Source organism: Tissierella praeacuta DSM 18095 (assembly GCF_900128955.1).
In the GTDB taxonomy this organism is placed as follows: Bacteria; Bacillota; Clostridia; order Tissierellales; family Tissierellaceae; genus Tissierella; species Tissierella praeacuta.
On record NZ_FQTY01000001.1, the window covers coordinates 169,376 to 194,518 of the forward strand.

The 25,143-nt window shown below is 28.7% G+C and carries 29 protein-coding genes, 1 tRNA gene and 1 other RNA gene; 27 read left to right on the forward strand and 4 right to left on the reverse strand.

From position 1 onward, the window contains the following. Nucleotides 1–2 precede the first annotated feature (2 nt). The 5 genes from rpoD (at nt 3) to rnpB (ending at nt 3,866) form a co-directional block, all read left to right on the forward strand. Nucleotides 3–1,151: an RNA polymerase sigma factor RpoD gene (gene rpoD, locus BUB33_RS00915; protein WP_072971841.1), complete on the forward strand. Its 1,149-nt coding sequence runs from the start codon at nt 3–5 to the stop codon at nt 1,149–1,151. Nucleotides 1,152–1,200: 49 nt separating this feature from the next. After that, nucleotides 1,201–1,902 (forward strand): tRNA (adenine(22)-N(1))-methyltransferase, encoded by a 702-nt coding sequence (locus BUB33_RS00920; RefSeq protein WP_234949958.1) that lies wholly within the window; start codon nt 1,201–1,203, stop codon nt 1,900–1,902. Further along, nucleotides 1,892–2,680: a Nif3-like dinuclear metal center hexameric protein gene (locus BUB33_RS00925; RefSeq protein ID WP_084725018.1), complete on the forward strand. Its 789-nt coding sequence runs from the start codon at nt 1,892–1,894 to the stop codon at nt 2,678–2,680. Before BUB33_RS00920 ends, BUB33_RS00925 begins: the two co-directional genes overlap by 11 nt. Before the next feature lie 18 nt (nt 2,681–2,698). Then, nucleotides 2,699–3,406, forward strand: coding sequence for a zinc ribbon domain-containing protein (locus BUB33_RS00930; protein WP_072971847.1), 708 nt, complete (start codon nt 2,699–2,701; stop codon nt 3,404–3,406). A 46-nt stretch (nt 3,407–3,452) separates the two neighbouring features. Next, nucleotides 3,453–3,866, forward strand: an RNA gene (rnpB, locus tag BUB33_RS00935) — RNase P RNA component class A. 288 nt (nt 3,867–4,154) lie between these two features. Here the strand turns inward: rnpB and BUB33_RS00940 are convergent. After that, nucleotides 4,155–4,231 (reverse strand) — tRNA-Pro (locus tag BUB33_RS00940). Between the two features lie 157 nt (nt 4,232–4,388). Between BUB33_RS00940 and BUB33_RS00945 the strand changes: the two genes are divergently transcribed. The 13 genes from BUB33_RS00945 to BUB33_RS01005 all read left to right on the forward strand — a co-directional run bounded on the left by BUB33_RS00945 (nt 4,389) and on the right by BUB33_RS01005 (nt 13,284). Further along, on the forward strand, nt 4,389–4,763 hold the full coding sequence (locus BUB33_RS00945; RefSeq protein ID WP_084725020.1) for a hypothetical protein: 375 nt from the start codon (nt 4,389–4,391) through the stop codon (nt 4,761–4,763). Nucleotides 4,764–4,775: 12 nt separating this feature from the next. Next, entirely contained in the window at nt 4,776–6,059 is a 1,284-nt protein-coding gene (locus BUB33_RS00950; protein ID WP_072971850.1) for a biotin/lipoyl attachment domain-containing protein, read from the forward strand. Between the two features lie 16 nt (nt 6,060–6,075). Then, nucleotides 6,076–6,765: a YggS family pyridoxal phosphate-dependent enzyme gene (locus tag BUB33_RS00955; protein WP_072972863.1), complete on the forward strand. Its 690-nt coding sequence runs from the start codon at nt 6,076–6,078 to the stop codon at nt 6,763–6,765. 11 nt (nt 6,766–6,776) lie between these two features. Then, complete coding sequence (locus tag BUB33_RS00960; RefSeq protein WP_072971853.1) at nt 6,777–7,214, forward strand: cell division protein SepF; 438 nt, start codon at nt 6,777–6,779, stop codon at nt 7,212–7,214. A 21-nt stretch (nt 7,215–7,235) separates the two neighbouring features. Next, nucleotides 7,236–7,502 carry a YggT family protein gene (locus tag BUB33_RS00965; RefSeq protein WP_072971856.1) on the forward strand — a complete coding sequence of 89 codons (267 nt, stop codon included), beginning with the start codon at nt 7,236–7,238 and terminating at the stop codon, nt 7,500–7,502. A 12-nt stretch (nt 7,503–7,514) separates the two neighbouring features. Continuing rightward, nucleotides 7,515–8,300, forward strand: coding sequence for a YlmH family RNA-binding protein (locus tag BUB33_RS00970; RefSeq protein ID WP_084725022.1), 786 nt, complete (start codon nt 7,515–7,517; stop codon nt 8,298–8,300). 14 nt (nt 8,301–8,314) lie between these two features. Next, nucleotides 8,315–8,854 carry a DivIVA domain-containing protein gene (locus BUB33_RS00975; RefSeq protein WP_072971860.1) on the forward strand — a complete coding sequence of 180 codons (540 nt, stop codon included), beginning with the start codon at nt 8,315–8,317 and terminating at the stop codon, nt 8,852–8,854. A gap of 54 nt (nt 8,855–8,908) precedes the next feature. Next, nucleotides 8,909–9,661, forward strand: a complete 753-nt coding sequence (locus BUB33_RS00980; RefSeq protein ID WP_072971862.1) for a bifunctional 3-deoxy-7-phosphoheptulonate synthase/chorismate mutase — start codon at nt 8,909–8,911, stop codon at nt 9,659–9,661. Nucleotides 9,662–9,783: 122 nt separating this feature from the next. Further along, nucleotides 9,784–10,419 carry a TraR/DksA C4-type zinc finger protein gene (locus tag BUB33_RS00985; RefSeq protein WP_072971866.1) on the forward strand — a complete coding sequence of 212 codons (636 nt, stop codon included), beginning with the start codon at nt 9,784–9,786 and terminating at the stop codon, nt 10,417–10,419. A 111-nt stretch (nt 10,420–10,530) separates the two neighbouring features. Further along, the gene (gene lspA, locus BUB33_RS00990; RefSeq protein ID WP_072971869.1) at nt 10,531–10,986 is read left to right on the forward strand and encodes a signal peptidase II; all 456 of its coding nucleotides are present in this window, start codon (nt 10,531–10,533) and stop codon (nt 10,984–10,986) included. Between the two features lie 9 nt (nt 10,987–10,995). After that, the gene (locus BUB33_RS00995) at nt 10,996–11,913 is read left to right on the forward strand and encodes an RluA family pseudouridine synthase (protein WP_072971872.1); all 918 of its coding nucleotides are present in this window, start codon (nt 10,996–10,998) and stop codon (nt 11,911–11,913) included. Nucleotides 11,914–11,921: 8 nt separating this feature from the next. Continuing rightward, nucleotides 11,922–12,452: a bifunctional pyr operon transcriptional regulator/uracil phosphoribosyltransferase PyrR gene (gene pyrR / locus BUB33_RS01000; protein ID WP_072971875.1), complete on the forward strand. Its 531-nt coding sequence runs from the start codon at nt 11,922–11,924 to the stop codon at nt 12,450–12,452. 70 nt (nt 12,453–12,522) lie between these two features. Continuing rightward, nucleotides 12,523–13,284, forward strand: coding sequence for a polysaccharide deacetylase WbmS family protein (locus BUB33_RS01005; protein ID WP_072971879.1), 762 nt, complete (start codon nt 12,523–12,525; stop codon nt 13,282–13,284). 91 nt (nt 13,285–13,375) lie between these two features. Here the strand turns inward: BUB33_RS01005 and BUB33_RS01010 are convergent, their stop codons facing one another. Both BUB33_RS01010 and BUB33_RS01015 read right to left on the reverse strand, forming a co-directional pair. Further along, nucleotides 13,376–15,151 carry a glycosyltransferase family protein gene (locus BUB33_RS01010; protein ID WP_084725024.1) on the reverse strand — a complete coding sequence of 592 codons (1,776 nt, stop codon included), beginning with the start codon at nt 15,149–15,151 and terminating at the stop codon, nt 13,376–13,378. 79 nt (nt 15,152–15,230) lie between these two features. Beyond that, nucleotides 15,231–15,950 (reverse strand): glycosyltransferase family 2 protein, encoded by a 720-nt coding sequence (locus BUB33_RS01015; protein ID WP_072971882.1) that lies wholly within the window; start codon nt 15,948–15,950, stop codon nt 15,231–15,233. 98 nt (nt 15,951–16,048) lie between these two features. Between BUB33_RS01015 and BUB33_RS01020 the strand changes: the two genes are divergently transcribed. After that, nucleotides 16,049–16,321, forward strand: a complete 273-nt coding sequence (locus BUB33_RS01020; RefSeq protein ID WP_072971885.1) for a putative Se/S carrier-like protein — start codon at nt 16,049–16,051, stop codon at nt 16,319–16,321. 1 nt (nt 16,322) lies between these two features. On the opposite strand, the gene BUB33_RS01025 is transcribed toward BUB33_RS01020, so the two are convergent. Then, the gene (locus BUB33_RS01025; RefSeq protein ID WP_072971887.1) at nt 16,323–17,594 is read right to left on the reverse strand and encodes a hypothetical protein; all 1,272 of its coding nucleotides are present in this window, start codon (nt 17,592–17,594) and stop codon (nt 16,323–16,325) included. A gap of 95 nt (nt 17,595–17,689) precedes the next feature. On the opposite strand from BUB33_RS01025, the gene BUB33_RS01030 reads away from it, so the two are divergent. The 8 genes from BUB33_RS01030 (at nt 17,690) to BUB33_RS01060 (ending at nt 25,129) form a co-directional block, all read left to right on the forward strand. Beyond that, a complete protein-coding gene (locus tag BUB33_RS01030; RefSeq protein WP_072971890.1) occupies nt 17,690–18,289 on the forward strand; it encodes a hypothetical protein in 600 nt (199 codons plus the stop codon). 149 nt (nt 18,290–18,438) lie between these two features. Then, nucleotides 18,439–18,867 (forward strand): RrF2 family transcriptional regulator, encoded by a 429-nt coding sequence (locus tag BUB33_RS01035; RefSeq protein ID WP_072971893.1) that lies wholly within the window; start codon nt 18,439–18,441, stop codon nt 18,865–18,867. Between the two features lie 18 nt (nt 18,868–18,885). Then, the gene (gene nifS / locus BUB33_RS01040) at nt 18,886–20,064 is read left to right on the forward strand and encodes a cysteine desulfurase NifS (protein WP_072971896.1); all 1,179 of its coding nucleotides are present in this window, start codon (nt 18,886–18,888) and stop codon (nt 20,062–20,064) included. Next, nucleotides 20,065–20,502, forward strand: coding sequence for a Fe-S cluster assembly scaffold protein NifU (gene nifU, locus BUB33_RS01045; RefSeq protein ID WP_072971897.1), 438 nt, complete (start codon nt 20,065–20,067; stop codon nt 20,500–20,502). It begins immediately after the preceding gene. Nucleotides 20,503–20,614: 112 nt separating this feature from the next. Continuing rightward, nucleotides 20,615–20,785 carry a hypothetical protein gene (locus BUB33_RS15950; RefSeq protein WP_159429146.1) on the forward strand — a complete coding sequence of 57 codons (171 nt, stop codon included), beginning with the start codon at nt 20,615–20,617 and terminating at the stop codon, nt 20,783–20,785. A 44-nt stretch (nt 20,786–20,829) separates the two neighbouring features. Further along, on the forward strand, nt 20,830–22,014 hold the full coding sequence (locus BUB33_RS01050; protein ID WP_072971900.1) for an AI-2E family transporter: 1,185 nt from the start codon (nt 20,830–20,832) through the stop codon (nt 22,012–22,014). 171 nt (nt 22,015–22,185) lie between these two features. Then, on the forward strand, nt 22,186–24,822 hold the full coding sequence (alaS, locus tag BUB33_RS01055) for an alanine--tRNA ligase (protein WP_072971903.1): 2,637 nt from the start codon (nt 22,186–22,188) through the stop codon (nt 24,820–24,822). A 70-nt stretch (nt 24,823–24,892) separates the two neighbouring features. Then, entirely contained in the window at nt 24,893–25,129 is a 237-nt protein-coding gene (locus BUB33_RS01060) for an IreB family regulatory phosphoprotein (protein ID WP_115322220.1), read from the forward strand. The last annotated feature ends 14 nt before the right edge of the window (nt 25,130–25,143 follow it).

Here is a 25,143-nt window from a genome sequence, read left to right on the forward strand (position 1 = left end):
AGTTGGATCAATTAAATAAAGACAATGAAAAAACAAATATGGCGAGAATGGAAGCAGTTAAGAAATTGATCGCTAAAGGAAAAAAGGATGGAATATTGACATATAGTGAGCTAATAGATAGTCTAGAAGAGATAAACTTAGATGCAGACCAAATAGAAGAAGTTTATCAGGGTTTAGAAAATATGGGAATTGAAGTAGTTGGGGATAAGGATGATTTACTACTGGAGAAAGATGAACTTGATGGGGATATTGATGGAGATATTGACAAGGAGGATTTAGAAGAAGTAGATATAAAAGAGGATTTGTCAGTACCTAAAGGAATTAATGTAGATGATCCTGTCAGAATGTATTTAAAGGAAATAGGAAAGATACCTTTATTAACAGGTGACGAAGAAATTGACCTAGCTAAGAGAATGCAAGAAGGTGATGAAGAGGCAAAAAAACAACTTGCAGAAGCAAACCTTCGATTAGTAGTTAGTATAGCTAAAAGATATGTAGGTCGTGGTATGCTTTTCTTGGATTTAATTCAAGAAGGCAATCTAGGGCTTATGAAAGCAGTAGAAAAGTTTGACTATAAAAAAGGATTTAAATTTAGTACCTATGCAACATGGTGGATTCGTCAAGCTATTACAAGGGCAATAGCAGACCAAGCCAGAACTATAAGAATCCCTGTTCATATGGTTGAAACAATAAATAAGCTAGTTAGGGTACAAAGACAATTAGTACAGGAATTGGGAAGAGATCCTAGTCCAGAAGAGATTGGTAAAGAAATGGGTATGGAAGTTGAGAGAGTTAGAGAAATAATGAAGATAGCACAAGAGCCAGTTTCTCTGGAAACACCTATTGGTGAAGAGGAAGATAGTCATCTAGGGGATTTTATACCTGATGATGAAGTACTAGCTCCTGCTGAGGCTGCTACATTTACTATGCTTAGGGAACAATTAATTGATGTATTAGATACTTTAACACCTAGAGAGCAAAAGGTACTTAGGTTAAGATTTGGATTAGATGACGGTAGGGCTAGAACTTTAGAAGAGGTAGGGAAAGAGTTTGAAGTTACTAGAGAAAGAATACGACAAATAGAAGCTAAAGCTCTAAGAAAATTACGTCATCCAAGCAGATCTAAAAAATTAAAGGATTTTCTAGAATAATTAAGGTTCGCTTAAGCGAACCTTAATTATAACTTTTGGAAAGGAAGAAATGAGTATGAAACTATCAGATAGACTATTAGCTATAGCAAATTTAGTACCTAAAAATTCTATAGTAGGTGATATAGGTACAGATCATGGACATATACCAACATATCTTATAGAAAATAAAATATCTAAAAAAGTAATAGGAACAGATATATCTAAAGGTTCCTTAGAGAAGATAATAGAATATGTAAAAGGGTTAGGCTTGGAAGATAAAATAGATACAAGGTTAGGAGATGGACTAGAGGTCATTAAACCTTATGAAATAGATACTTTAATTATTGCAGGAATGGGTGGACTTTTGATTAGAGATATACTTGAAAAACATAAAGAAACATCAGACTCTATAATTGATTTTATATTACAGCCCATGGTAGCTTCTAAGGAGCTGAGGGAATACTTAATAAATAATAATTTTGAAATAATAAAAGAAGAATTAGTAAAAGAGGAGAATAAGTACTATGAAATAATATATGCAAAAAAAGGTAAGTGTTTTTTAGAAAAAGAAATCTATTATGAAATTAGTCCAATATTACTACATAGTAAGCATCCTTTATTAAAAGAATTTGTGGAGAGTAAAATAATAGCATCAAAAAAGATTATTAAAGAATTAGAGGGGATAAATACAGCTAAATCTAAAGAAAGATATGTAGAATTGAACAGACTTATAAAAGAATATGAGGAGGTGATTGTAGAAATTGAAAGCTAAAGAAATAATGGAATTAATGGATAACTGGGCATCGACAAGATTAATTGAACATTGGGATAATACTGGTTTTCAGATAGGTGATTATAACAAAGAAATAAACAAGGTTTTAGTAGCTTTAGATTTAGATAGAGATGTTTATGAAAAAGCTATAAAAGAAGATTTTAATATGATAATAACTCATCATCCCCTTATATTTAAACCTATTAGTAATGTAACTACATCAACGTATAAAGGGAAACTTATACACGATTTAATTAGAAATGAAATAGTTGTATATAATGCACATACAAATTTAGATCAAGCTATAGAAGGAGTTAATGATGAATTAGCAAGGATTCTAGGTTTAAGTAATACTGAAATATTAAAATTGAGTAATCTAGATTTAAAATTAAGATATGGATATGGTAAAGTAGGAGATATAGAAGAAACAAATTTATCTGATTATATAAAACAAATTAAAGAAAAACTAAATGTTGATTATTTAATAGTATACGGGAAACAGGAAAGAACTGTAAAGAGAGTTGCATTATGTGGTGGTAGTGGTTCGGAATTTATTTATGATGCATATGAAAAGAATGCTTGTATCTATATAACTGGAGACATAAGGTATCATGATGCTCAGCTAGGAAATGAATTGGGATTAACCATTATTGATGCGGGACATTATCATACAGAAAAGATTATATTGCCTGTTATAAAAAGATATTTAGAAAAGAAAGACAATAATCTTCATATAGAGGTATATGAAAAATCAAGCCCTCTGTATAAGATATATTAAAATTAAGGGTGTGAGAATATGGAACAACTAGATTTATTGATGAATTTAGAGGAACACCATAATTCACTTAATCTATATCAAAAGGAATTATCAGATTTACAAAATAATTTAACAATTAATAATACGGAAGAAAAAATAGTATATATAGAAGGGCGATTCAAAAGTCTTAGATATAATCAAGAAAAAATAAAAGAAAGATTAAAAGAATCCAATTTAAGATTAAATGATTATAACTTTAAAATAAAAGAAGTAGAAAAAAGTTTATATAATGGACAAACAACTGATTTAAAACAACTTGAATATTTAATGAATGAAAATAACAAACTAAAAACAATAATAGATACTACAGAAACAGAAATTATAGAATTTATGAATGAAGTAGAAGATATGGACAAAGAATTATTGAAGATGGAAAATGTACTATATGAGATTAAGGATAAAAATAATAAATTAAAAGAAAAATATGAAACTAAAAGAAAAAAATTAGAATCTAAGATTTGTTTAGAAGAAGACAAAATTTTAATATTAGAAAAAAAAGTTGATTTAAATTTATTAAATAAATACAATACAATAAGAAGAAACAAAAAAACTGGAATAGCTGAAGTAAGGGATTCAATATGTTCTGGTTGTAATATGCTAATTCCCATAATATCAATGGATAAGTTAAATAGCCAAGAAGAAATAGTATATTGTGAATCTTGTGGAAGAATATTATGTAAACCATAGTAAATATATCCTTTGCATATTTTGATAATTTATGATATATTATATACGAGTAAGTTGAATGGTCGCGTGCTTAGTGCATGAGGAAAGTCCGTGCTCCGTAGGGCAGGATGCTGGATAACGTCCAGTGGGGGTGACCCTAAGGATAGTGCAACAGAGATATACCGCCAGAACTCTTTCTCAGTTCATAATAAGAATTACTACTGGGTTTGTAGTGAAATAGCTGATGAAATAACTGAAAGATGTGGCTATCTGGTAAGGGTGGAAAGGCGAGGTAAGAGCTCACCAGCATTTAGGTGACTAAATGGCTCTGTAAACCCCATCTGGAGCAAGACCAAAAAGGAACATAAAAGGTGGTAGCCCGCTACCGTTCCAATGGTAGGTCGCATGAACCTATTGGTGACGATAGGTCTTAGATAGATGACCATTTAAACAGAACACGGCTTACAGACTTACTCGTGTACATAATTTAGTGCAACCTATAAAGGTTGCATTTTTTAATTACATTTAAAAAGGTGGTATTAGTTATAGGGGTACGTATAGATTGAATTTTTTAAAAATTTTATAATCCTAAATTTAATTTTTGTATAAGAAATAAAGAAAGATATATTTAAAATTTTTAATAGAAATCATAGGTTGTATTTTACGTGCCATTGGTGCCAGTTTTAGCAAATTATATTCCAATATACAAATTTTCAAAAAAGAAAAAAGGCTGATTTTCAACGTTGTCAGCCTTTACAAAAACATAAAATGGTCGGGATGACTGGATTTGAACCAGCGACCCCAAGTCCCCCAGACTTGTACGCTACCAAACTGCGCCACATCCCGACAGAATTCTACTAATTATAATATAGAACAATTTTATTATACATTAATCTTAATAATATTGCAATTAAAAAATGGTATTTTGATTTCGTAAAGTAGTTTAAAACAGTATATAATTATGTTATACTATTGATATGATTTAGATATTGGAGGTGTGAAGTTGTTGTATTATATGCAAATTATTTTGGTATTATTATTTATATCAAGTATATTTGGATATATATTTGTAATACTTAAAGAAAAGATTTATTTGAAAAATAATATAATCATTATAGATAAAAAGATAGTAACTCAGGAACATTTAAATGAAGTAGATATGAAGGAATTTATTTTAGATGGATTTAGATTGAAAGCTGGAGATGAAATTAAAGTTATAACAAAAGAAAATAAAAAATACAATGGAATTCTTCTCGGTGCTAAGAAAAAGGATAAATCTATAATGATAGTTACACATAAAAATGAAGTAAAGTTTTTTACAATAGACAATATATTAAAATTTAAAATAGTAAGTAAGTATGGAAAGTTCTTTACTTAGAAGGGTGAAACTATGAATTATGATAAAAGGGAAAAAAATAGAAAAAGAAAAAAAGCTTTTCGTACTATAACCATATCTTTTATTCTTTTATATTTAATAATTAGATCTATCCCTTCAATACTTGTAGGTAATGCAAAAACAGTATTACCTGAAAAAGGAATGTTAATTAAAAAGATTCCTACTCAGGGTTTTGTAATAAAACATGAAACAGTAGTTAAGTCAACTGTAAGTGGAAATTTAGAAATTTCCTCTAAGGAAGGTGAAAGAGTAGCCGCTGGGATTCAAGTTGCTAGTATTAACTCTATGAATGATACTTCAACTCTTAAACAAGAACTTCTACAAATAGAAGAATCTATTTCAGCCCTAGAAAAATCTGAGATTGAAACCAAGTTAATTATAAGTGAGAAGGAAAAGGTTCAGGGATTAAAAGAATCCTTAGTTAATAAATTACAAGATACAATTATGGCAGGAAATTTTGATGAAGTATATTTACTAAAAAGTCAATTAGCTATATATGATGAAAAAAATAAAGATATTTCCTCAGCAAATACCTTAGTCGGACAGAGTCTTGAAAATTTAAAATCTAAAAAGGCTAGTATTAGTTCAGAGATTAATAATAATCATATGAAATACTACACCAGTAGTGGAGGAATTATATCGTATTTAATAGATGGATATGAAGAGATTTATATACCTAAGGATTTTGAAAACTATACTTATGATAGTTTAATTCCTAAAAAATTAGAATATACAGAAGTAAAATCCACTATATCCGTAGACGAACCTATTTATAAGATTATAGATAATTTTGAATGGTATATTGCTTTGAAAATAGAGGATTTAAAGGAAATTGAGGGATTAGAAGTTGGAAATAATATTAAAATTGAAATAGAAGGGGACAAGCGAGAATTAGAAGGGAAAATCATTGCTATAAATCCATCAAAAAACAAGGCAGTTATTATAATTAGGCTCAATACTTTCTTACATGAATTATATAATATAAGATTTTCTAAAGTAAATATTATATTATATAAGAAAGAGGGGTATAAGATACCTACTAAGTCTATAGTGGATAAGGATGGAATAAAAGGAGTATACATCAAAGATAAGAGTGGGATAGTAAAGTTTAGACCGATTATAGCTCTTGGAGAAGAAGGTAGTTATACTTTCGTTGATACTGGCGATAATAGTGGAAATATTATTATTGATGGTGAAGAACCTAGAAAAACTATTTCCTTATTTGATGAAATATTTTTAAATACTATTAATGTAAAAGATGGACAAATACTCAACTAAGATGGAGGCGATAAAAATATCTATTCAAGGTAACATAAGCATAATACAAGAAAACATAGAAAAGGCATTAAATAGAGCTGGCAGAGAAGGAGAAAAGGTGGAACTAATAGCTGTTACTAAGACAGTAGATGTTGATAGAATAAATGAAGCTATTGGAACTGGTATTTCCGATATAGGAGAAAACAAAGTACAAGAATTAGAAAAAAAATATGATATAATAGGCGATAAGGTAAATTATCATATGATAGGTCATTTGCAAACAAATAAGGTTAAAAACATTATTGGAAAAACTAAATTGGTACATTCACTAGATAGAATTTCATTAGCAAAGGAGTTAGATAAACGGTCTAGGAGTAATGACATAGTTACAGATGTTCTTATACAAGTTAATGTAGCAGAAGAGGAAAGTAAATTTGGGCTTGAAGTAGATAAGGTTTTATATTTTATAGAAGAGATTTTAGATTTTAAGAATATTAAGATCAGAGGTTTAATGACAATAGCACCTTATACAACTGATACTATGTTGTTGAGAAATGTTTTTAGGACATTATTTAATTTAAAAGAGAATATAATAAACAGAAATTACAATAATCTATCCATGGACTACTTATCCATGGGAATGACAAATGATTATGAGTTAGCAATCGAAGAAGGCTCCAATATTGTTAGGATTGGATCCGCAATTTTCGGTAAAAGAAATTATTAGGAGGGGTACTAATGAGTAATTTTATGGACAAAGTTAAGTATTTTATAGGTGTACAAGATTTAGAGGATGAAGAAATTCAAGATGATTATGACGAGTATGATGATGATTATGATGTAGCTGTGCCTACTAAAACAAAAAAGATAAATAATAAAGTTGTAAATATCCATACTAATAGTAATATGAAAATTGTAGTACATGAACCCCTTAGTTATGATGAGGCACCTAGCATAATAGATGACATAAGCTTAAGAAAGGCAGTTATTGTAAACCTAGAACAATTAGATAGTGGAGTTAAGAGACAGATATTTGATTTTATTAGTGGAGGGTTATATGCTTTAGAGGGAAACATACAAAAGGTTACAAAAGACATATTTATTTTTGCACCAAGTAATGTGGAAATTGATGGATTAAAAGAAGAACTAAAGAATAGAGGTATATTTTCTTGGTAGAAAAAGGAGTAGATTATATTAATGATACTTTTATATAAATCAATAGAAATATTAATCAAACTAATTGAAGGCCTAATTCTTGTAAGAATTGTACTTTCTTTTCTGAATATTTATAGTGAAAACCTTTTTACTAGGTTTGTTTATGAACTTACAGAACCAGTACTTGGACCTGCAAGAGAACTCATTGCTAAATTAAGGATAAATACAGGAATGTTAGATTTTTCACCATTGTTAGCTATTCTTTTTTTAAGAATAATATATGGTCTTATTGGTAAAATATTATTATAGAAGGATATTTGTATGAAAATTGACAGAGATAAATATATTTCTCATATAAGAGATAATGATAAAAAAATTAGTATGAGAAGGATAATAGACAAGGTTGAAATAGTATCAAATAATCATTCCCATGAATTTACAGATTTTTTTGATCCCTATGAAAGATTATTAGCTAGGTCAATTCTTAATAGATTTATGGAAATAGACTATTTGGAAAGTGGTGGGGTTTCACAAGCTGAAAGACAGATAATAGCTATCTATCCTAGCTATTGTAATCCAAATGATATTCAATTAAATATCATTTGCTTAAGAATAAGTGGTGATTTAGAGGGGCTATCTCATAAGGATTTTTTAGGTGCAATACTTAATTTAGGGATAAAAAGAGCAAAAATCGGAGATATTTTAGTACATGAAAATTATACTGATGTTATGGTAAAAAAGGAAATAGGGGATTTTCTCTTAATTAATTTAGAAAAGGTAGCAAATAGAAATATAAAAGTAGAGGAAAGATCTTTGGAATCTATATCAGCTGTGGAATATCTCTATAAAGAGATAAATAAAACATTATCTTCTTATAGACTTGATGTATTTATTAGTTCTAGTTATAATTTATCAAGGCAAGAAAGCATAGCTATAATAAAATCTGGGAATGTAAAGGTTAATTGGGAACCTATAAATAAGTCTGCTAAGGAGATAGCAGTTGGAGATATAATTTCTGTTAGGGGATATGGACGTTCTATTCTTCACTCTGTTGAGGGATTAAGTAAGAAGGGGAAAATAAAAGCTACTATAAGAATATTAATTTAAATGGAGTGAGACAAATGATTACACCATTAGATATACAAAGCAAGCAATTTAAAAGGTCTTTAATGGGATATAATACAAAAGAGGTTGACGATTACTTAGATGCTATAAATGATAACTATGAAATGCTATACAGAGAGAACATTGAGCTTAAAGATAAGATAGGAGTATTAACTGATCAAATTAGACAGTATAATAATTTAGAAGAAACATTAAAAAGCACTTTGGTTATTGCTCAAAGTACAGCTGATGATGTAACAAGTTCTGCAAGAAAAAAAGCAGAGTTAATAATTGAAGATGCAGAACTACAGGCTAAAAATAGAATTGATGAAGCAAAAAATGAAGTTAGGAATATAATGAAAGAATATGATTATTTGAAGAAAGAGATATTCATATTTAAAACTAGATACGAATCTTTTATTAAAGCTCAACTTATTTCTATAAATGAGTTTTATAAAGATTATGAAAACAAAAATCAATCAAATGAAATAAATCTAGATGAAGAGAACATGGATGAAAGTGAAAACTTAAAAGAAATAGACCATTTAGGGGCATAACAGCCTCTTTTTTCTTTAAATTGAAAATTTATAAAAGTAGTTGGAGGAATTTAGATGACGAGAAGTATTAAAATAGATGAGGAAATATCCATTGGAGATGGATCTTTTACTATAATTGCTGGGCCATGTGCAATAGAGAATTATAATCAAATGGATGATATTGGGGAATTTTTATCTAACTTAGGAATTAAAATATTAAGAGGTGGTGTTTTTAAACCAAGGACTAGCCCTAGATCTTTTCAAGGGTTGGGATTAGAAGGTTTTAAAATTTTAAAACAAATTAAATCAAAATATAATTTAAAAGTGATTTCTGAAATAATGGATCCAAGGGATATAGAAGAAGCACTGGAATTTATTGATATTATTCAAATAGGCTCTAGAAATATGCAGAATTTTTCTTTATTAAAAGAAGTAGGAAAGACTAATAAACCAGTTATGTTAAAAAGAGGAATGAGTGCAACTATTAAGGAGTGGATCATGGCTGCAGAGTATATTAAGATGGAAGGCAATAAAGAAATAATATTATGTGAAAGAGGAATTAGAACATTTGAAGATTATACTAGGAATACTTTAGATTTAATGAGCGTTCCAATATTAAAGCAAAAAACAGATTATCCAATATTCGTTGATCCATCTCATGGTACAGGTAAAAGGGAATTAGTGCTTCCGGCTTCAAAGGCTGCAAAAACATTGGAAGCGGATGGCGTGATTATAGAAATACATCCAGAGCCAGATAAAGCTTTATCAGATGGCTTCCAATCCCTTGATTTCAAAGAATTTGAAAAACTATACAAAGATTTAATATAAATCATATTATTTTGAAATAATGTAAATTTATTCTATCTTAAAAATTGAATGTTTATTATCCTACTGGTTATATTATTAATCAAGATATAAATAAGTAAGTATTTAACAGATGGGAGGTAAACATGGATAAAGATAAACTTTATTATTTTAAAAAAAGACTGCTGGAAGAAAAGAAAAGGCTATTGAAAGTATTAAATAATATGAATAATATGAAAGAATTTGGATCTATGGATGTCTATTATAGTGAATTATCTAATTATGATAATCATCCTGCTGATATTGGTACTGAATTATTCATGATGGAACAAGATAATGGATTTAAAAATAGTATGAAAGATACATTAAATGAGATAGATAATTCTTTGGAAGATATAAAAGACGGAAGCTATGGAATCTGCAAAGCCTGCAAGAAAAAAATTAATGAAGAAAGACTTGATCTTATACCTTATTTAAAAAATTGTATGGAATGTGCTGATAGTATTACAATAACACCAGATAGGGAAATGGATACAAGGAAATTTGTCCCCATAGATGAAGAACAAGGGACTTCCTTTAGTGATACTACAGAAGATACAGTAGAATTTGATAGGGAAGATGCATATCAAAAATTAGCTTCGTTTAACATAGTTCCTGACGATCCTTCATTTGCCACAGGTGATGATTTTGGTATTATGGATGAACAGGATGGCGATGGTGGAGATGGAGTTGAAGAAGTTGAGAATATATCCCAAGAATACTATGATGAAACTTTAAAATAAAAATTCTCTGGTGAGTATCCAGAGAATTTTTTTAAATTTCCTACCTATTGATATTAATAGGATAATAATATAAAATAGAATGTATATTCAAAGGACTAGGAGGAATTAAATTTGATATTTATTTTATCTATTATTATTATTTTATTAGATCAATTTAGTAAATATGCTGCTATTAATCATTTAAAAGAATCTGCTTCTCGTGTTATAATTCCTAATTTTTTTAGGTTGACCTATGTTGAAAACTTTGGTGCTGCCTTTGGGATTTTACAAAATAAGAAAGTATTTTTTATCATCATAACCTGTGCAGTTATACTTTCTCTTATTTTATTTTTAACAAAGAATTATTATAAGATAAATATATTTATGAGGATTGCACTTGGAATGTTATTGGGTGGTACCATAGGAAATTTTATAGATAGAATTAGATTTGGTTATGTTGTAGATTTTTTTAGTTTTAGATTATTTAATAGATATGAATTTCCTGTTTTTAATATAGCGGATATAGCTATAGTAGTTGGAACTTCTCTAATATTAATTTTAGTGTTATTTGATAGGTATGAAGTATAGGAGGATATAATGGAAATTGTTGAAATTTATGTTGATGAGGATGATAATGAAAGGTTAGATGCTTATCTTGCTAAAGAACTAAATGAAGTTTCTAGGTCTTATGTACAGAAGTTAATAAAGGAAAACTTGGTCTATGTAAATGATAAAAATATGAAATCTAGTTATTTAGTTAAAGAAGGTGATTTTATAAATGTGAAATTACCTAAACCCAAGAAGCTTGAAATAATACCCGAAAACATACCAATAGATATAGTATATGAAGATGAGGATATAGTTATTATCAATAAATCCCAGGATATGGTGGTTCATCCTGCCCCTGGTAATTATAATGGGACTTTGGTTAACGCATTATTATTCCATATCAAGAATTTGTCTTCTATAAATGGAATTATTAGACCTGGCATAGTTCATAGGTTAGATAAAGATACTTCTGGGTTATTAATTATAGCAAAGAATGACAGAGTACATAGAATATTATCTGAAAATCTAAAGGAAAGAAATATTAAAAGAGTATATATGGCTTTAGTTCATGGCGTATTGTCAATTGATGAAGGTACTATTAATGCTCCAATAGGAAGGCACGGAAATGATAGAAAAAAGATGACAGTAACTTCAAAAAATAGTAAGGAGGCTATAACTCATTATAGGGTTTTAGAAAGATACAATAAATATACACTTATAGAGGTTAAGCTTGAAACTGGAAGGACTCATCAGATAAGAGTACATATGAGTCATATTAATCATCCAGTTGTTGGTGATCCCGTATATTCTAAAGCAAAGAATGAATTTCATCTAAATAAACAAATGCTACATGCTTATAAATTAGGATTCTATCATCCAACAACTGGAGAGTACATGGAGTTTAAAACGGATTTACCTAAATACTTTAGGAATATTTTAGATATCTTAGAAAACAAGAGAAGGTAGGGATAAATATGGATATTAAGGCGGTTATTTTAGATGAAAAAGCTATACAAAGGGCAACTACTAGAATAGCTAATGAAATAATTGAAAGAAATAAAGGAACAAAAGACATTGCTTTAGTTGGAATCAAGACTAGAGGATGTCCCTTTGCTGAAAGACTAGCTAAGAAAATAGAAGAGATTGAAGGTCAGAATGTCCCTGTGTTTTCCCTTGATATAACTTTGTACAGGGATGATTTAACAGAGATTAGTGAACAACCTATAATAAAAGATACTTTTAATGTAAATATTGATGGTAAGATTGTTATACTTGTAGATGATGTCATATATACTGGAAGAACTGTTAGGGCAGCATTAGATGCCTTAGTAGATAAAGGAAGACCTTCTAGGGTGCAATTAGCTGTTTTAATAGATAGAGGTCACAGAGAACTCCCAATTAGGGCGGATTATGTTGGAAAAAATGTACCTACATCTAAGTCTGAAAATGTAAAAGTGAATTTTAAAGAAGTTGATGGAATAGATAGGGTATTTATAATTAATTAAAAAATTAACGAAAAATCTCTCCTGCGAATATAATAATTAGATATTAATATATTCATAGGAGAGATTTATAATGGATAAGATCTGGAAAAAGGAACCTATTATATCAATTAGTTTAGATACTGATTGGGCATCAGAAGATGTATTAAAATATACTTGGAGTCTAATCAGTAAGTATTCAATAAAGCCAACTTTTTTTTTAACTAATCATAGCGAAGTTTTGTTGGATTTAATCAATATAGGTTATATTGATGGAGGAATTCACCCAAATTTCTTATCAAATAGTAGTCAGGGGGGAAATTATCTGGAAGTAATAGATTATTGTAAATCAATACTTCCAGAGAGTATATCTTTTCGGTGTCATAGATATTTTGATGTCAATGATATCACTGAAATTTTTATTAAAAGAGGATTCAAATATGACTCTAATTTATGTACCTATTTACAAAATATAGAACCATTTGTTCATAGATCAGGTTTAATAAGATTTCCAATATACTTTGAAGATGGAGCATATTTATTGCACAAAGGAAATCTTAATTTTAAAAATTCTGGTGAAGGATTGTTTTGTCAGCCAGGTTTGATGGTATTAAACTTTCATCCAATGCATATTGTACTAAATTCCCCTACTTTTGATTATATGAGTAACATTAAATCAAAATTATTAAGGAAAGAATGGAATAATTTAAAATATAAGGAGTTTATGGATTTATCTTATAAAGGTTATGGGATTAGGAATTTTTTTCTTGAGTTATTAGATTTTATTAAAAAAAATGGTATTAAGACCTATACATTAAATGAACTATATACGATTTTCATAAATGGGGAAAAGTAAATATAGGGTTGTAGATAATTGCTTTACAATTATCTACAACCCTATATTTATTATTTAGTATCTTTTTATATAGAAGCTGTAAAGCTTGAGTTTAAATTGTAACAATACTTTTAAAATCATTGGTTTTTTTTATCATAATACAATTTCTCATAAAATTACTTTCGCTAATTTTCCAAGAATGGGTTTCGATATTTGCTCTGCGTATTACAATATGGTTAAATCTATCGGTAGCATATATCTTAATACCCATATTTATGCAATCCATTAAAAATTTTGTATCTTCGCCTCTAGATAAATCACTAAAACTCAAATAATCAAAGATCCTTTTTCTCATAGTTAATGTTGAGCCAGCTACATATTGAGAGTACTGATGTTCTTGATTTGGATATCTTAAGACTAAGGATTTAGAGGCTTCCATATAAGCATATAATGTATTCTTACCTACTACATCAGCATCAGTATATTTAAAGGCATTCATAGTGTCGACTAAATAATTAGGACCATAATAGTCATCATCATCAAACTTTGAAACATAAGGATATTTTGCTCTTTTTATTCCAAAGTTTATACATTTGCCTAAGGAATATTCTTCAGATAGCTTGTATATAGTGATATCGTCATATATTTTGACTATATCTGTCCAATCTTCTATATTTATAAAATCATTGTTTATTATGATAATCAGTTCTTTTTTTATATATGATTGTGAAAGATAATTATCTAAAATATTTTTTAAAGATAATGGTCTATTTGTACAGGTTATAATAGAAACCCCTTCATTTTCAGATTCTGATTTTTTTATATTTAGTTTATCTAATATAGTATTAAATCTATGTCTATATGTGTGGTGGTTAAATACTTCTCTCTGACCTAAGACTGAAAGTTTATCTTTTATATCTTTATTATTTAAGAGTAAATTTAAAAAACTATTAGTATCATCTTGGCTCTTGGATAGCAATACAATATCTTTGAAGAACTGTTCTATTCCCTTAGAATAACTACTTATAGTAGGTGTACCACTAGCCAATAGCTCAAATATTCTCCTTGAAAATGTAGTTGGACTAATATCAGTAGAATTTACATTTAAGAAAACATCATATTTTTTATATTCTGATACCATATTTTTGTAGTTTAAAGAACCTATTATATAAGGAGTATATTCTTTAGGGAATGAGTTCTTCGGGTTGTTTGAAGCTTTAAATCTATCATAGATAGCAAGATTATATTTAAATGCAGGTTTTAATACATTTTCAATATTTTTAGATCTATCAGGGAATTTACTATACCAACCGCCAGCAAAAGCTACCTTCCCTATCTTGACTTTATCTTTTCCAATTGGATTGTGTAATTTAGGTTGAGCTGCAAAGGGTAGAACGAATATATTGTTATGATTTACTATTTGCCTATACCTAAGTATACTATTAGAATCAGTCGTAAATATATAATCAAAATGCTTTGCAGTTTCAATGAAAATATTAAAATCATAAGGATCTTCTTTTGCCCAAAATACAGTGGGAATATTATTTTCATTACAATATCTAATAATAGATAAAATAGTATTATCTTTATATAAATGGAGATTAGCAATTTTATCACCCCACTCCTTGTTATAACCTTCCCAGGCAGCTTCAACAAACAAGAAATGAGGTACAGTATCTATCATTAATTGTTTCCAATTATTTATACCAAGCTGAATGAATTTGGCTTCATATTTGAAACATTCATAGCTAAATTCATCAAGTATACAAGCTACTCTAATACTATCTTGAATATGAAACTTAATAGGATTTTTTGTTTTCATTATATTTTTATCTTCTATCTTTTTTATTACATACTGTTTAAGATGCTTCTTATAAGGATTTTCCATAACGAACCTCCTAAACTTTTGCTTATAATAAACTAAATTTATATATTATTTCTAACTAAAAAAACATATCTATTCTATATTATAGATATGTTTTTTTAGTTTTATTGACACTATTTTCAATATATTTCTTATAATCTTCAGTTCTAGATAAAAAAGAACATTGTTTCATTATATATTCATTACCAATTTTCCATGTATGTTTATTTCTTTTATTTCTTACATATACATAATGATATTTATTTGTGGAGTATATCTTATATCCGATTTTCAAACAATCATTGCAGAATTTAATGTCTTCTCCTAAATTCACATTTTGAAATCGAATTTGTTTAAATAATTCTTTTTTAAACATTAAAGTAGAACCAGCTACTCTAGTTACATATTTATTTTCCATAGACATATTTTTAATACCTATAAGTTTTTTCTCTATAAAATATACAAACGTACAAGATTTTCCTACTATACCCACATTTTCTAAAGATAATGATTTTATAGTATCTGATAGATAAAGAGGAGCATAATAGTCATCATCATCAAATTTAGCTATAATAGGATATTTAGATTTTTCTACACAAAAATTCAGACATTGTCCTAAGGTTTTTTTGTTACCTAAGTTATATAATTGAATATTCTTATGGGGAAGAATTAATTCAAATAAATTATTTAAATTAGCTACATTATAGTTGAGACCAATAATTAATTCTTTCAGTTCATATTCTTGAGATATAAAATTTTCTATTATATTTTCCAGCATTCCAGTTTTATTCGTAGAACATATTACAGAGATACCTAGTTTCATAAAAATCACTCCTTAAAATATACATATTAATCTATTATAAAAAGTGTAACAATTATAGACTAAAGAAAATATTTATATTATAAGGAGGAGGTAATAATATGAACCGTAACTATTATATGGCTGTTTTTCAAACTAAAAATAAAGCGGTTTTTCTATATTCTGTACTTGAATCAATAGGCTATACAAACTTTCAGCTTATCTCTACTCCTTGCACAATAAAGGCAGGGTGCAACTATGCAATAAAATTTATTAATATAAAATATGCAGATATTTTAATCAAGGAAACAAAAGAGTTAGATATTGGGACTCCAGATATATATATTGCTGAAAATAAAGATGGCAGATATAAGTATAAGAAAATTTATATCTAGTTCATTTAAATAATTTACGAAAAAAAGATGTATTTGTTGAATCAATAGAGTTTTGAGTAATAATATTGTCTAGCTTGTGTTGTATATCTTCTTGATTGTACAATATTTGAGATAAAATAGATTCTATATATTTATAACTATCTAATATATTATCAAATTTATCCTCCAGTTCATTTATAAAATCAGATTTGATTTTCATAGATTCTGGAGGTGTTTCTTTTTCTTCTAATTCTGATAAAGAGTTTTTACAAATTATTTGAGGTTCTTTATATAAAAATGAATCTAAAAAGTATAATTTTATATTATCAGAGGGATTACAATAAATATAATTAATTTTATTTATATTTGACTTAATTTTAGCTAATATTATATTTTCATTTAAGTTTTCATGACTTTTTTCGATTAGCCAAGAATTACCATGGTCTAATGAATAGAGAAGTTCCATATTATCTTCAGATATAAATACTAATTTTAATTTATTGTTTTCCTCAAATATTATTGGAGTATATTTAATTAATTTAGTATATGGAAGCTTTATATCTTTCCAGATATATTTTTCTTTTCCACTGGAACTCATTTTTAAATATTTAACTTGTTCTTTATCATCTAATTTTTCCAGCCATAAACCATGTAGATTATCTTGAGAATCTATAAATAAAAAAGGTGGAAAATTAATATAATTATCAGAAGATATTTGTTTTGACAAGGAACTCCAAGATTTAGTATAGGGGCTGTAAAAACTATGATATATCTGAGGGGTATTCATATTACTTCTATATAATAGATGAATATTACCTTGGCTATCTACATCTACAACGAAAGGATCTGGAGTCTTATTTGATATGTATCTAATAGCATTATATTTTTCCTCACTACCATAGATAACATGTTGGATAGTCCAAATATTAGAGTTTATCAAATTAGAATAATTATATAATATATGAAGCTTATTTTTAATCATTAGAATTTCTACTTGATTATAAATATTTGATTTCATATTAAATTTTGCTATTTTAGCTTTTGACCATTCACCATTGATGTATTTATAATAGTTTAATTCTCCAGTATTTATAAGTGCAATAAGGTGTATTATATTATTTTCATCAATAAAAGTAGAATATTTTAATATGTTTTTAGTATATAAATATTCAGATTTTAACATGTTTAGTGATGAATCAAAAATCGTATATAGAATATCTTCATCTTTCGATAATTTGAATATAAATATTTCTTTATTAGAGTTAATAACAATATTAATATTTGGTTGAAACATTTATTTCACCTCCATAATTAATTAGTAGCACATTAGTATATTTATACATAATATGTTAGTGAATATGACTTTATTAAATAAAAGGAGTGAAAATAATGGCTGAATTTAATATTAATCAAGTACAAGAATTAGATTGTGATTGCATTATTGTTGACAAAGTATTTGCAAGCTGTCAGCAAAGAGAATGTTTTCCTGAAGTAGAAGTAGAAATATGCGATAAAACCTTTGGAAGCATAAGATTTAGACCTGGATTTATAGTACCTAATACATTAATAGTTACGGATACAGATACTCCAAATTTTAGAAGGGTAAGATTTACAGTAAGAATTCCTTTTCAAGTTTTAGACCCTAATGGAAATATAATAGAAGAAGGATTTTTGCCAGATATATTTAAAGATATCATATTATATATTCCAGATGCTAGGGATGAATTTGATTTTAGGATAGTAATTGAAACTAGTTCTGAAGTTTTACTTCCTCCAGTACAAACAGAAAAGAAATTAGTTTTTACAGCAGGAGTATTTATTATAATCAAGGTAATAGGTACAGTTCAACTTTTAATACCAACATTTGGTTATTGTCCGCCACCACCTCCATGTGAAGAATTTAGCCCACAAGATGTTTGTGAGCAATTTATTGAATATGCAGAGTTTCCAGATTTTTTCCCACCTCAATTAGATACGGATTGTCCTTAATATTTCCTTAGTGAATAAAGAAGAGCTAAGTTGCTCTTCTTTTTTAATGTAAATTTTTATTTGATATGAATGTTGACAAAAACACTAGGGTATAATATACTTATTAAGGAAAACCAAGGAAACTAGTTGGGAATAAAAGAGGTGAAAAAATGAAATTATCTACAAGGGGAAGATATGGACTAAAGGCTATGTTTCAATTGGCTTTATATCATGGTGATGGACCAATACCCTTAAAACAAATTGCTGATGAACAAAATCTATCTGAAAACTATTTAGAGCAATTATTTTCTACATTAAAAAAAGAAGGATTATTAAATAGTGTTAGAGGTGCTCAGGGTGGGTATATGTTATCAAGAGAACCAAAGGAAATTACAGTGGGCAGTATTCTAAGAGCATTGGAGGGAAATATGGCACCATCTGATTGTGTTATGGATGATGAATTTGAATGTTCTAGGGAAGACAGATGTGTAACCAAATTAGTTTGGGTAAAGATAAAAGATAGTATTGATGAAGTAATCGATTCCATCACATTGCAAGATATGGTGGATGATGAAAATAAATTAAATAGAAAAGAGTAAACTTAGGAGGAAAAGTCGATGGGAAAATATATATATATGGATAATGCTGCTACAACACCAGTAAAAAAAGAAGTATTAGAAGAAATGATACCTTATTTCACTGAAAAATATGGTAATCCATCATCTGTCTATTCTTTAGGCAGCTTATCAAAAAGAGCTGTAGAAGAGGCAAGAGAAAAAGTAGCAAATAGTATTGGTGCCGATAAAAAGGAGATATTCTTTACTGGAGGAGGTTCTGAGGCTGATAACTGGGCTATAAAAGGTATTGCGTATGCAAATAAGAATAAAGGGAATCATATTATAACTACTAAAATTGAGCATCATGCAATATTACACACCTGTGAATATCTACAAAAAAATGGATTTGAAGTAACTTATTTAGATGTTGATGAATACGGGTTAATTGATTTGGAAGAACTTAAAAAGGCTATAACAGATAAAACAATACTTATATCAATTATGTTTGCAAACAATGAAATTGGAACTATACAACCGATTAAGAAAATTGGGGAAATAGCAAAGGAAAAGAATATATATTTCTATACAGATGCAGTTCAAGCAATGGGACATATTAGAATAAATGTAAAAGAATTGAATATAGACCTTTTATCCATGTCAGCTCATAAATTCTATGGACCAAAAGGAATAGGAGCTTTATATATTAGACAAGGAGTGAAAATTGATTCTCTTATATCTGGAGGAGGACAAGAACGAAATAGAAGAGCAGGAACAGAAAATGTACCAGCTATTGTAGGAATGGGCAAAGCCATTGAATTAGCTTATGAAAATTTAGATGAACATAATGATAAATTAATTAAATTAAGAGATAGCTTGATTCAAAAGATACAATCAAACATTTCTTATGTAAGATTAAATGGTCATCCGACTCATAGACTTCCTGGAAATGTAAATATGTGTTTTAGATTTATTGAAGGGGAATCTTTGTTACTTAGTTTAGACATGGAAGGAATTGCTGGCTCAAGCGGTTCAGCTTGTACTTCTGGTTCATTGGATCCTTCTCATGTTTTACTAGCTATTGGACTTCCTCATGAAATCGCTCATGGTTCTCTTAGATTGTCCTTAGGAGATTTTAACACAGAAGAAGAAATAGACTATGTAGTAGAGAAACTTGTAAAAATAGTAGATAGACTAAGGATGATGTCACCATTATATGAAAAGATAAAGGAGGAAAAATAAATGTACTCAGAAAAAGTAATGGACCATTTTCAAAATCCAAGAAATGTTGGTGAAATACTAGATGCAGACGGTATAGGCGAAGTTGGCAATGCTAAATGTGGAGATATAATGAAAATGTATCTTAAAATAGAAAATGGAATTATTGAAGATGTTAAGTTTAAAACATTTGGATGTGGTTCTGCTATTGCATCATCAAGCATGGCCACAGAGTTAATTAAAGGCAAGACTATAGAAGAGGCTATGGAATTAACTAATAAGGCTGTTGCAGAGGCTCTTGATGGACTACCTCCAGTAAAGATGCATTGTTCTGTATTGGCTGAACAAGCTATTAAATCAGCTTTGTTAGATTATTCCAAGAAGAATAACGTTTATATTGAAGGGTTAGAGGATGTGAATTTTGATGATGATCATCATGAGCACGATTTTGAAGAGCTATAAAGAATATAAATATTTTTGCAATAAATTCTAATATTAGATAATACTAACAGAATTATTCTCTCCTTTTAGTGACAATATATATCATATAGATATAAAAAAGGAGATGAATAAATTGTTTAATAATGGATATAAAAACAATGCATTTTGGGGAACTATTATAGGAACATCATTAGGTATAGTTATTAGCTCAGCAATAACACCGATAAATAAGAGGAAAATGATGAAATCTGCAAGAAAAATGAGAGCTAATTTAAAAGATGGAATGAATTCCTTGTGGGGCTAGGCAGCATATGCTGCCTTTTCACAAATTTTAAAGGGGTGAAAACCATGAAGCCGCCGAGCTTTTTTATTAAATTTATTTGGACACTTCTTACTATATTATTAATATTAATCATTTATTATCTTATTAATATTGGGAATAATTTTGTATCCGATAGAAAAAAGATTAAAATTAATGATAAAAAAATTTTACCAGTAATAACAGGATTAATATTTTTGTTTTTGATTTTTAATTTATTTAAAAAATATCCAATATTATCAGAAACTTTTTATACCATAATTTTTTCTGCAATTCTAGCATATCTTTTTAATCCAGTAATTAATTTTTTAGAGTCTAAAAAAGTAAATAGATTAAAAGGAGTTCTTCTTTTGTACCTAGGAATAGTTGCATTATTTTTAATTTTGGCGTTTTTAGTAATACCAAAATCAACTACTGAAATAAAAAGACTTGTAGTATATATGCCCATGTATTTAGAGAAGGCTTCCTCAGTAATAGATGAGTTATATAATAAGTATTATTCTACTTTAGGTGACTTGCCGCCAATGTTTCAAGGAGTTCAACAAGTAGTAATGGAAAACATAGTAGGAATAGAACATATGGTAGTAAATGGACTTAAAAATTTTATTGGAGGAATAATGAATACATTTTCAAAGCTTGTAAGCTTAATATTAACTCCTATATTGACATTTTATTTTCTAGTAGATAAAGATTATTTTAAAAACACTTTAATGGGGTTTATTCCTACAAAATATAAAGAAGATTGTAAAAAACTTTGTTTTGAGATTGATGACTCCTTATCTAAATTTGTTAGAGGTAAAATAATTATGGCTGCATATGTGGGGATTGCAACCTCTATAGTCTTGCTTATTATGGGGATTGATTTTGCAATTGTAATTGGATTTATAACTGGTATTGCTGATATAATACCGTATATAGGACCTTTTTTAGGATTTTTACCAGCAGTGTTTTTTGCATATTTAATTAGTCCATTAAAGGCAATATGGATAGCCTTATTCTTTGTCTTTATACAATGGGCGGAAAATAATATACTTGCACCTAAGGTAATAGGAGAAACAACTGGAATTCATCCATTGATAATTCTTATTTCAATAATAGTTGGAGGAGGTATATTTGGAGTATTGGGAATGATTTTAGCCGTTCCAGTAGTAGCCGTTTTTATGATACTATTTAAATTTATAAGTAATAGAAGACCACCAAATATACAGAATTAAAGGTTCTCGTTATTGACAAATAGGTAATATTAAATTATAATCCAAATATATCGAATAGAGAATTTCGTCCCTAGAATAGGGACGTTTTTGCAATTTACAAAACGGATAAAATTAGATAGCTTCGAATGAACTTGGAGTCTATGGATAATCTTAAATGGAGAGGTGTATATAATGAAAAAGATGGGATTACATGAAATAAGAAAAGAATTTTTAGATTTTTTTAAAGAAAAAGAGCATTTAGTAGCATCAAGTTTTTCACTTGTACCAAAAAACGATAAATCGTTACTATTAATCGGAGCAGGAATGGCACCACTAAAAAAATACTTTACAGGAGAGCAAACACCGCCGAATAAAAGAATGGCAACATGTCAAAAATGTATTAGAACAGGTGATATTGATAATGTAGGTAAAACAGATAGACATGCTACTTTTTTTGAAATGTTGGGGAACTTTTCTTTTGGAGATTATTTTAAGAGAGAAGCTACTGCTTGGGCCTGGGAGTTTCTTACGGAAAGAATGGGAATAAGTAAAGAGGATTTATGGGTAACTATATATTTAGAAGATGACGAAGCTTTCGAAATATGGAATAAGGAGGTAGGTGTTCCAGTAGAGAGAATAGTCAGACTAGGTAAAGAAGACAACTTTTGGGAGTTGGAGGTAGGGCCATCTGGTCCATGTTCTGAGATATATGTTGATAGGGGAGAAAAGCATGGGTGTGGTTCTCCTAATTGCAAACCAGGATGTGAATGTGATAGATTTATTGAAGTTTGGAATTTAGTATTTACCCAATTTGATAAAGATGAGAATGGAGTATATCATTCACTACCAAATCCAAATATTGATACAGGAATGGGATTAGAGAGAATTACTTGCGTAATGGAAGGAACAAAGACTATATTTGACACTGAGGCTATTAGGGAAATTATTAAAAAAGTAGAAGAAGCGGCTAAAGTTAAATATGGAAATGATTCCAAAAAAGATGAATCTATAAGAGTGATTACAGACCATAGTAGAGCCATGACTTTTTTAGTATCGGATGGAGTATTACCTAGTAATGAAGGAAGAGGATATGTATTAAGAAGATTAATTCGTAGAGCAGCTAGACATGGTAAACTTCTTGGTATAGAGGAAGAATTTTTAAGTCAAATTGTTGATGTAGTAATTAATTCATGGAAAGTAGAATATCCAGAAATCAAAGAAAGAGAAGAACAAATCAAAAAAGTAATCAAGGCAGAAGAAGATAAATTCCAAGAAACTATACATCAAGGAATATCTATTTTGGAGGAGTATATAGAAGAAATAAAACTAAATAATCAGAATATTTTATCTGGAGAAAAGGCATTCAAATTATATGATACTTATGGATTTCCTCTTGATTTAACAAAAGAAATTCTTGAAGAAAAAAATTTACAAGTCGATGAAAATGAGTTCAATGCTAATATGGAAGAGCAAAGGAATAGAGCTAGAAAAGCAAGAGATGAAGGAGACAGTGGATGGGCTACAGGTAATGAACAAGACCTTTTTGAAGGATTAGAAACTACTTTTGTAGGATATGAAAAAACCAGTATTGTATCTGAAATAATAGGATTATTTACTAATAATGAAAAAGTAGATAAGTTAAAGACTGAAGAAGAAGGAATTATTATACTAAATGAATCACCATTTTATGGAGAATCAGGAGGGCAAGTAGGAGATACTGGAATAATAGAAGGCTCTGATTTTAAAGCTATAGTATTGGATACCAAACATTCTAAGGGAAACCATTTAATTCATATAGTAAGGATTATAGATGGAGTAGCTAAAGTGGGTACAAAAGTAATAGCTTCTGTAGATGACAATAGGAGGGATTCTATTAGAAGAAATCACTCGGCAACTCATCTTCTTCATAGAGCATTGAAGGATGTACTAGGAGAGCATGTTAATCAAGCAGGTTCTATAGTTATGCCAAATAGACTTAGATTTGATTTTACTCATTTTGAAGGTGTAACTAAAGAGGAATTAAAAGATATAGAAAAAATAGTAAATTCTAAGATCCTTGAGAGTTTAGAAGTTATAACTATAGAAACTTCCCTTAAAAATGCACAAGAGATGGGCGTAGTAGGACTATTTGAAGATAAATATAAGGATGAAGTTAGAGTTTTAACTATGGGTGACTATTCTAAGGAACTATGTGGAGGAACTCATGTTTCCAATACTGCAAATATAGGTTTATTTAAAATACTTTCCGAATCAAGTATTGCATCTGGAGTTAGAAGGATAGAAGCAATAACTGGTGGGTCTGTATATGAGTATATGAACAATATGGAGGATAGTATTGGAGAACTAGCTGATATATTAAAGACAAATAAAAATAATTTATTAGAAAAGGCTAGAACTTTAGTTGATGAAGCAAAAGAGAAGGAGAAGGAAATTGATAGTCTAAAAGCAAAAATGGCATCATCTATTGCTGATGAGATATTGTCATCTAAGCTGGTTGTAAGTGAAGTACCTACAATTGTTTATAAGGTAGATAATATGGATATGAACAGCCTTAGGAATTTAGGTGATGAAATAAAAAATCGTTTAGGTTCAGGAGTTGTAGTACTTGCTAGTGTAAAAGATGATAAAATTTCTTTTGTAGGAATGGTAACAAAGGATATTATAGAAAAAGGTATTCATGCAGGAAATATAATAAAGGAAGTTGCTATGAAAACTGGTGGCGGCGGCGGCGGAAGAGCAGACATGGCTCAAGCTGGTGGCAAAGACATAAATAAGGTAGATGAAGCATTGTCTATTGTTCCAAATTTAATTAAAGAACAAGCAAGATAATATAGGGTTTATATGGTATAATAGCAGTATATTAGGAGGTGTTTCTGTGAATAATAAATTTAATGAAACTATGAAATTTGAACCCCCAATTGAAAAGATTGATTCTGTAGAGGAAATAATATTGTCAGTATTCTATTCTTTGAAAGAGAGAGGCTATGATCCAGTAAATCAAATAATAGGATATATACTATCTGGTGATCCAACATATATTACTAGCCACAATAATGCAAGATCAACTATATGCCGTATAGAAAGAGATGAGCTATTAGAAGAATTATTGAAATATTATCTAATGAATAAAAGATAGTTTAGGAGTGAAAT